Source organism: Massilia sp. DJPM01 (assembly GCF_030348125.1).
GTDB classification, from domain to species: domain Bacteria; phylum Pseudomonadota; class Gammaproteobacteria; order Burkholderiales; family Burkholderiaceae_D; genus Telluria_A; species Telluria_A frigida.
The window spans coordinates 145,134-153,625 of sequence record NZ_JAQOZV010000011.1 but is presented as its reverse complement, the minus strand read 5'-3'; the positions used below and the strand labels follow the sequence as shown (position 1 = coordinate 153,625).

8 protein-coding genes are annotated in these 8,492 nt (G+C 67.0%); all 8 read left to right on the top strand.

The genetic code is table 11. The annotated features are described in order from the left end of the window. The first annotated feature begins 296 nt into the window (after positions 1-296). The 8 genes from PO883_RS10285 to PO883_RS10250 all read left to right on the top strand — a co-directional run bounded on the left by PO883_RS10285 (position 297) and on the right by PO883_RS10250 (position 8,414). On the top strand, positions 297-938 hold the full coding sequence (locus PO883_RS10285; RefSeq protein ID WP_289309664.1) for a response regulator transcription factor: 642 nt from the start codon (positions 297-299) through the stop codon (positions 936-938). 161 nt (positions 939-1,099) lie between these two features. Then, positions 1,100-1,891, top strand: a complete 792-nt coding sequence (locus PO883_RS10280) for an alpha/beta fold hydrolase (RefSeq protein WP_289309663.1) — start codon at positions 1,100-1,102, stop codon at positions 1,889-1,891. A 10-nt stretch (positions 1,892-1,901) separates the two neighbouring features. Further along, the gene (locus PO883_RS10275; protein ID WP_289309662.1) at positions 1,902-3,998 is read left to right on the top strand and encodes a PAS domain-containing hybrid sensor histidine kinase/response regulator; all 2,097 of its coding nucleotides are present in this window, start codon (positions 1,902-1,904) and stop codon (positions 3,996-3,998) included. Positions 3,999-4,032: 34 nt separating this feature from the next. After that, a complete protein-coding gene (locus PO883_RS10270) occupies positions 4,033-4,461 on the top strand; it encodes a response regulator (protein WP_289309661.1) in 429 nt (142 codons plus the stop codon). 8 nt (positions 4,462-4,469) lie between these two features. Beyond that, on the top strand, positions 4,470-5,606 hold the full coding sequence (locus PO883_RS10265) for a methyl-accepting chemotaxis protein (RefSeq protein ID WP_289309660.1): 1,137 nt from the start codon (positions 4,470-4,472) through the stop codon (positions 5,604-5,606). Between the two features lie 29 nt (positions 5,607-5,635). Next, complete coding sequence (locus tag PO883_RS10260; RefSeq protein ID WP_289309659.1) at positions 5,636-6,004, top strand: response regulator; 369 nt, start codon at positions 5,636-5,638, stop codon at positions 6,002-6,004. Then, on the top strand, positions 6,001-6,303 hold the full coding sequence (locus tag PO883_RS10255) for a lipid asymmetry maintenance protein MlaB (protein ID WP_289309658.1): 303 nt from the start codon (positions 6,001-6,003) through the stop codon (positions 6,301-6,303). Before PO883_RS10260 ends, PO883_RS10255 begins: the two co-directional genes overlap by 4 nt. 11 nt (positions 6,304-6,314) lie before the next feature. Then, positions 6,315-8,414: a chemotaxis protein CheA gene (locus tag PO883_RS10250; RefSeq protein WP_289309657.1), complete on the top strand. Its 2,100-nt coding sequence runs from the start codon at positions 6,315-6,317 to the stop codon at positions 8,412-8,414. The last annotated feature ends 78 nt before the right edge of the window (positions 8,415-8,492 follow it).

The window sequence follows — 8,492 nt, the reverse complement described above, 5'->3', positions numbered from 1 at the left end:
CACAGCGCGCCCGCATGGCGCAATTCGCGCCAAACGAAAAAGCACCGGTGAACACCGGTGCTTTTTTTTCGCGTGCGTGGACAGAATGGGCTAGAATTGCTTTACAGGCTATATTATCTTTTTTTTAACTTTTGGTTATTGCATAAATTTAAGTGTTGGTTAGATGTTGCGCCTTGCACTGGAGAACACATTACTTACCTTTTCATCATGCGCGACCGCTTCCGGCCTCGCCCCGGGCACCGCGCCCGTCACCCCGCCTGGCGGTTCCGTGCGCGACGGCTGCGCTCGCGCAGCCCATGAGCAGGCCCGTGCGCATCATCCTGATCGACGACCACACGGTGGCGCGTCAAGGTTTGCGCCTCATGCTCGGCGGCGCGGATGACCTGCAGGTGAGCGGCGAGGCCGAAACCGCAGCGGCAGCCCTGCAATTGCTGCACGTCCAGCAATTCGACGTGGCCCTGCTCGACATCGGCCTGCCGGACAAGAACGGCCTGGAATTGCTCAAGCAATTGCACGAACAGTGGCCCGCCCTGGCAGTGTTGATCGTCAGCATGTACGCCGAGGATGTCTACGCGCTGCGCGCTCTCAAGCTTGGCGCGGCCGGCTACCTGACCAAGACCTGCACGCGCGCCACCCTGGTCGAGGCGGTGCGCAAGGCTGGCGCCGGCGGCAAATACGTGAGTCCGTCGCTGCTGCAAAAGCTGGCCGACATGCTCGGCGGCGGACCGGGCGCGGTGCTGCACGAGGCGCTCACCGATCGCGAGCTGGAAATCTTCCGCATGATCGCTTCCGGCGAAAGCCTGGTCGGCATCGCTGCGGCCCTGCACCTGAGCCCGAGCACGGTCACCACCTACCGCTCGCGCCTGCTCGACAAGATGGGCATGAAGACCAATGCCGAACTGACACGTTACGGCCTGGACTACGGCTTGCTGGGTTGAGGGCCTCGCCTTCGCCACCGACACCGTGTAGGGGATCGGCTACAGCGACCCCGGACAAAGCCCTGACAGACGATCACACGAATCGACGATTGTCGGTATTTTACCCACCACTGATACTTGGTCTCAAGGCGTAGATTTACGCAGTATCGTTCGAGGGTGGGATGTCTGCTTTAATAAAAAACAATGTTCATGTCGATGGGGCGGGACAGCAAGCCATGCTGTTCGCCCACGGCTTCGGTTGCGACCAGGGCATGTGGCGTTACGTCGAACCGGCATTCCGTGCGGATTACCGTACTGTGCTGTTCGACCATGTCGGTGCGGGCGCCGCCAACCTGGCCTGCTACGACCCGCAGCGCTACGATTCGCTGGGCCAGTACGCCGACGACGTGCTCGACATCTGCCACGAACTGGCGCTGGAGCGCACGGTGTTCGTGGGCCATGCGGTCTCGGCCATGATCGGCGTTCTGGCCGCGATCAAGGCGCCGCGGCTGTTTTCATCGCTGGTGCTGATCTGCCCTTCGCCCTGCTATATCGACGATGGCGACGATGTGGGCGGTTTTTCGCGCGACGATATAGACGGCCTGATCGACTTTTTCGACGATAACTTCGTCGCCTGGTCGGGCACCATGGCCCCCGTCATCATGGGCAATCCCGAGCGTCCCGAACTGGGCCAGGACCTGGAACGCAGCTTTTGCCGCACCGACCCGACCGCGGCGCGCCAGTTGGCCCGCGTCACCTTGCTGTCCGGCAAGCGGCGCGACCTCGCCCCGCTGCGCCCGCCCGCGCTGATTCCGCAGAGCAGCGCGGATGCCTTCGCGCCGCCCGCCGCGGGACGCTACCGGCACCAGGCGCTGCGCGGCAGCACCCTGGTCCAGCTGGCCGCGCGCGGCCACTGCCCGACTCCGAGCGCGCCGCAGGAAACTGTGGCGGCGATCCGTGCTTGTCTGCGCTGAGGATATGTCGATGAACCAGACCGCTGCCCCGATGGCGCCTTCGCTGCTGGCCCTGATGGACCTGGACGCCACCGATCAGTACGAGCATGCCCCGGTCGGTTTCGTGTGCTTGTCGGTGGACGGCTGGATCGGCAAGATCAACCAGACCCTGCTCGACTGGACCGGCTGCCAGCGCGAGGAGGTCGTCGGGCGCATCCGTTTCCAGGACCTGATCGGCGCCGGCGCGCGCATTTTCGTCGACACCCACCACGCGCCGCTGCTGATGCAGGGTTTCGTCAACGAGATCGCGATCAACCTGCGCGGCAAGGATGGCGCCCTGATTCCGGTGCTGGTCAACTCGGTGCTCAAGCGCGACGCCGCTGGCCGCCCGCTGCTGATCCGGATGTCGGTCTTCAACGCCAGCGAGCGGCGCCGCTACGAGCGCGAGCTGCTGCAGGCCAAGCGCGCCGCCGAGCAGGCCGCCGTCATGCTCGAACAGCGCGTCGAGGAGCGTACCAGCCTGCTGGCCAATGCGCTGGCCCACGCCGAGGCGGCGGTCCAGGCCAAGAACGACTTCCTGGCCAACATGAGCCACGAAATCCGCACGCCGCTCAACTGCATCCTGGGCATGGCGGCGCTGGCCCTGGAAGGCGCGCCCGACGCGCGCCAGCGCAATTATCTCGACAAGATCGGCCAGTCGGGCCAGCACGTGCTCTCCATCGTCAGCGAAATCCTCGACTTCTGCAAGATGGAAGCGGGCAAGCTGCAGATCGAGCAGCTGCCGCTGAACCTGAAAAGCGTGATCGCCGAGGTGGCGGCCGGCTTTGCCGCCATGGCGCGCGAAAAGGGCCTGGCGCTCAGGGTGCGGGTCGAAGACAATGTGCCCGAAAAAGCCCTCGGCGACGCCCTGCGCATCGCGCAAATCCTCGGCAACTATATCGGCAATGCGATCAAGTTCACCGAGCGCGGCGAAGTCGGCATCGACGCCTGCCTGGTCGGCACCGAGCGCGAACGCATGCGGGTGCGGGTCGAGGTGCGCGACAGCGGCATCGGCATTTCGCCCGAAGAGCAGCAGAACTTGTTCCAGCCTTTCCACCAGGCCGACAGTTCGACCACCCGCAAATACGGCGGCACGGGCCTGGGCCTGGCCATCTGCCGCCAACTGGCCGACATGATGGACGGGACGGTCGGCGTGACCAGCGCGAGCGGCGTGGGCAGCCTGTTCTGGTTCGAGCTGCGCCTGGCCGCGCCGGCGCCGGCGTTCGCGCCCGAACTGGCGCGCAGCCGAGAGCAGGCGGGCCGCGTCGAGCCGGTCGAGCGCACCATGGCGCGCCTGGCCGGCAAGCGCCTGCTGCTGGCCGAGGACAATCCCCTCAACCAGGAACTCACGCGCATCCTGGTCGAACGGGCCGGCGCCACCATGGCGCTGGCCGCCAACGGCGCCGAAGCGCTGGTGGCGCTGGCCGGCGGCGATTTCGACTGCGTGCTGATGGACGTGCAGATGCCGGTGATGGATGGCCTGCGCGCGGCGCGCCACATCCGCGCCGACGCGCGGCTGGCCAAGCTGCCCATTATCGCCATGACAGCGAACGCCTTCAACAGCAACCGCGACAACTGCCTGGCGGCCGGCATGGACGACTTCTTGGTCAAGCCGATTGAAGCGGGCCTGTTTTACCGCACCGTGGCGCACTGGATCGACGGGTGCGATGCCCAACAGGGGCCGCAGGCCGATGGCGGCGAGGGCGAGGGCGCCGCCATGCCGGCCGAATCGGGCGAGACGATGTTGCTCAGCGTGCTCGCCGCCCTGGTCGACGACGACCCGGACATCATGAGCCGCCTGCTGCGCGTCTTCCTCGACAACGCCGCCAGCACCGTGGCCGAACTGCAGGCGGCCCTGCACGCCGGCAGCGATGCCGAGCTCAAGATGCTCGGCCACCGCCTCAAGTCGTCGGCGCGCGCGGTCGGCGCGCTGCGCCTGGCGGACGCCTGCCAGGAACTCGAGCACGTTTCCGGCATGGACGAGGCCACGGCACTGGTCGGGCAGTTGCCGGCCATGCTGGACGGGCTGCGGCGCCAACAGGCCGGCAGCCAACTGGACCTCGGCAAGCCGAGTCCCGCGCCGCACTGACGCCGCCCCCTTCAACCACCAACGAGCACACATCATGAGCGCTACCTCCACCCCGACCAAGCTGTCCTCTCCGCTGGCATCGCTGCGCGTGCTGCTGGTCGACGACGACCCCTTCATGCTCGACCTGCTGGGTAGCATGCTCGACAAACTGGGCCTCACGCGCGTGTCGCGCGCCAGCGACGGCGAACGCGGCGTCGCCGCCATCGGCGGCCGCCACGGCGTGCCCGACGTGGTCATCTGCGATATCCACATGCCGGGCAAGGATGGCTTCCAGGTGATGGAAGCGATGGCCGCCAGCGGCTACAAGGGTGCGGTGGTGCTGCTGTCGGGGATGGATGCGCGCACCCTCAATTCGGCCGCGCTGATGGCGCGTTTCCACCACCTCAACGTGCTCGGCGTGATGACCAAGCCGGTCTCGAAGGCCGCGCTGGCCGAGCTGCTGGCGAAGGTCCGGCCCCTGTAGGAGCGACGATGCACACTTCGACCCGCGATGTTTCCATGTCGCCTGTGCGGCGCCTGCTGGCCTGGCGCCATGTGCCTGCGCTACTGGCGTGCGCCTGCGCCGCCGCGCCGCTGGCGGGCGAGAGCATCTGGCTCAAGCTGGCCGCGCTGGCAGGCGTGGCCGGTGCCTGCAGCTGGGGTGCCGCGCGCGATCGCGCGCCGGCCGCCGCGCCGCCGGCCGCCGCCATACCCGGCCAGGGTGGCGCGCGGATGGCCGCGCTGCTCAGCGATGTGCTGCCGGTGTGGGAGCACCACGTCGCTTCGGTGCGCAGCCAGTCCGAACAAGCCATCGGCCAGCTGATTACCTCGTTCTCGTCAATCCTGGCGCGCTTCGACGCCGCCGGCTTCAAGGGCGCGCACGGCGACAGCGGCGGAGCCGACTCCGCCATCAGCCTGCTGACCCTGTGCCAGCGCGAACTGGGGCCGGTGATCGCCGTGCTCCAGAGCGTCATCGACAGCAAGGCCGGCCTGCTGGGCCACGTGCGCTCGCTGTCGGACACCATCGCTGAACTGAAGGAACTGTCGACCGAAGTGAGCCTGATCGCCGCGCAGACCAATCTGCTGGCGATCAATGCCTCGATCGAGGCGGCGCGCGCCGGCACCGCGGGACGCGGCTTCGCCGTGATCGCGGCCGAGGTGCGGCGCCTGTCGTTGTCGTCGTCCGACATCGGCAAGCGCATCACCGAGCGCATGAACCTGGCATCGAACACCATGCGCACTACCCTGGAAGTGGCGGGGCGCGCCGACGACAGCGACCGCGAAGCGATGGTCTCGTCGGGCCACGTGATGGAAGACGTGCTCTCGCACGTGCGCGAACTGGCCGCCTCGACCGAATCGATGAGAGCCAACGGCGGCGCCCTGCGTGGCGACGTGGCCGAACTGCTGGTGGCGTTGCAGTTCCAGGACCGCATCCGCCAGATTCTCGACGTGGTCAGCAGCGACATGCTGCGCATGCAGCAGGCGGTGGGCGAGGACGCGCCGCTGCCGCAGCCGCAGGACTGGCTGGCGCAGCTGGGCAGCCGCTACACGATGGCCGAGGAGCACCACGCGCACACCGAACCGGCCGCCGCCACCGCGGCCGTGGACGACGAAGTGACGTTTTTCTGATTTCACAAACGATAAGACAAGAGGGAACCATGGCAAAGACAATCATGATCGTCGACGATTCGAGCTCGGTGCGGCAGGTGATCGGCATCACCCTGCGCGGCGCCGGCTACGAAGTGATCGAAGGCTGCGACGGCAAGGATGCGCTGACCCGGCTCGACGGACGCAAGGTGCACCTGATCATCAGCGACGTCAACATGCCCAACATGGATGGCATCAGCTTCGTCAAGCAGGTCAAGCTGCTGCCCGATTACCGCTTCACGCCGATCATCATGCTCACCACCGAGTCGGCCGAGGAAAAGAAGCGCGAAGGCCAGGCCGCCGGCGCCAAGGCATGGGTGGTCAAGCCGTTCAAGCCGGACGTGCTGCTCAATGCCGTGCAAAAGCTGATCCTGCCATGAGCGCCGGCGTCGAAGCGACTGTGCTGCGGCTCGAACCCGAACTGACCATCTACAGCGCGGCCCGGGTGAAACAGACCCTGCTCGACGCACTGCAGGCGCGCACCGACCTGACGCTCGACCTGGCCGACGTCTGCGAGATCGACAGCGCCGGCGTGCAGCTGCTGCTGGCGGCGGCGCGCCAGGCGCAGGCTGGCGGTGCGGCCCTGCGCCTGGCCGGCCACAGCGCCGCCGTGCAGGAAGCCTTTGCACTGCTCGGACTCGATCCGCAGGGCGTTCCTTCCACCTTCAGCGCCAACTGAGCGAGGCCGCCATGACACTGGACGATGCGCTGGTCACCTTCATCGCCGAAAGCGGCGAACTGCTGCAAGACATGGAAGCGGCGCTCCTGAACATCGGCGACGGCGAAGCGATCAACGCGATTTTCCGCGCCGCCCATACCATCAAGGGCTCGGCCGGACTGTTCGGACTCGATCACATCGTCGCCTTCACCCACGTGGCCGAAAGCGTGCTTGATGTGGTGCGCACCGGCGGCTGTCCGCTCGACCCGGAACTGGTGGCGCTGCTGCTGGCCTGCCGCGACCATCTCGGCTATCTGCTGGCCGTCGTGCAGAGCGACGGCGTGGCCGAGGACCTGTCCCTCACCGAGGCGGGCAAGCCGCTGCTGGCGCGCCTGCAGGTCTTCCTGGAACCGCGCACGGCGCCGGCGCCGGCCAGCGACACCTGGAGCATCGCGCTGCGCTTCGGTCCCCCGGTGCTGCGCAACGGCATGGACCCGATGTCCTTCCTGCGCTACCTGGGCACGCTCGGCACCATCGAACGCATCGCAACCTTGTCGGGCACACTGCCGCCGCTGGCCGAGATGGACCCCGAATGCTGCTATCTCGGTTTCGAGATCGCGCTGCGCAGCGCGGCCAGCAAGGCCGACATCGAAGGCGTGTTCGATTTCGTGCGCGACGACTGCCACATCGCCATCACGCCGCCCGAGAGCGCCATGTCGGACGCGATCCGCCTGATCGAGGCCAGCCCGGACATACCGGAACGCCTGGGCGACACCTTGGTACGCACCGGCAGCGTGACGCGCGCCGAACTGGCCAGCGCCTTGCACCAGCAAGCCAGCGGCGACGGCAAGCGCCCAATCGGCGAAATTCTGATCGCCCAGGGCGCGGCCGCCGCACCGGTGGTCGAAGCGGCCCTGGCGCGCCAGGGCAAGGCGCGCGACGCCCGCGGCCTGGACGGCAGCAGCATCCGGGTCGACGCCGACAAGCTCGATCGCCTGATCAACCTGGTGGGCGAACTGATCATCACCACCGCCAGCGCCAACCTGATCGCGCGGCGCGCGCGCAACGTGCAATTCCAGGAATGCAGCTCGACCCTGTCGGCGCTGGTGGAGGAGGTGCGCAACAGCGCCCTGCAACTGCGCATGGTGAAAATCGACGCCACCTTCAACCGCTTCCAGCGCGTGGTGCATGATGTTGCGCGCGAACTTGGCAAGGACATCGCCCTGCACGTGAGCGGCGAAGACACCGAACTCGATAAAACCGTGGTCGAGAAAATCGGCGACCCGCTCACCCATCTGGTCCGAAACGCGATGGATCACGGCATCGAAGCGGCCGAGCTGCGCGCCGCGCGCGGCAAGGCGGCCGCCGGCGCCATTGCCCTGCATGCCTATCATGACGCGGGCACGATCGTGATCGAGGTGGCCGACGACGGCGGTGGCCTGAACCGCGAACGGATCCTGGCCAAGGCGATCGAGCGCGGCCTGGTCGAACCGGGCCGGGTCTTGTCCGATCCGGAGGTGTTCGCACTGGTGTTCGAGCCGGGATTTTCCACCGCCGAAAAAGTCACCAATCTGTCCGGGCGCGGGGTCGGCATGGATGTCGTCAAGCGCAACATCACGGCGCTGCGCGGCACGGTCGGCATCGACAGCATCGACGGCGTGGGCACCACGGTCACGGTGCGCCTGCCGCTGACCCTTGCCATCATCAACGGCTTCCAGGTCGGGGTGGGACGCTCGGTATTCGTGATCCCGCTCGACATGGTTGACGAATGCGTCGAACTGCGCGCCGAGCAGGGCCACGATTTTGCCGACCTGCGCGGCCAGGTTTTGCCGCTGCTGCGCCTGCGCCAGCTGTTTGCGGTCGACGGCGTGCCGGGCCCGCGCCAGAGCGTGGTGGTGGTCAAGTACGCCGGCCAGCGGGCCGGCCTGGTGGTCGACACCCTGCTGGGCGAATCGCAGACGGTCATCAAGCCGCTCGGCAAACTTTTTCAGAAGCTCGATTGCATCAGCGGCTCGAGTATTTTAGGCAGCGGCGAAGTGGCGCTGATCCTCGATGTGCCGGCCCTGTTGCGCGCGGCGCCGGCGGCAGCCGTGGCGGGTGCCGTCGCCGATGCCGAGGTTGCCGTGAGTTGAAGCGGCAGGCCCAGGAGCGGCAAGAGAGCAAACGGAATACAGCGTGTGGTTCCCAGATTCACCTTTAGAGGAGTGATA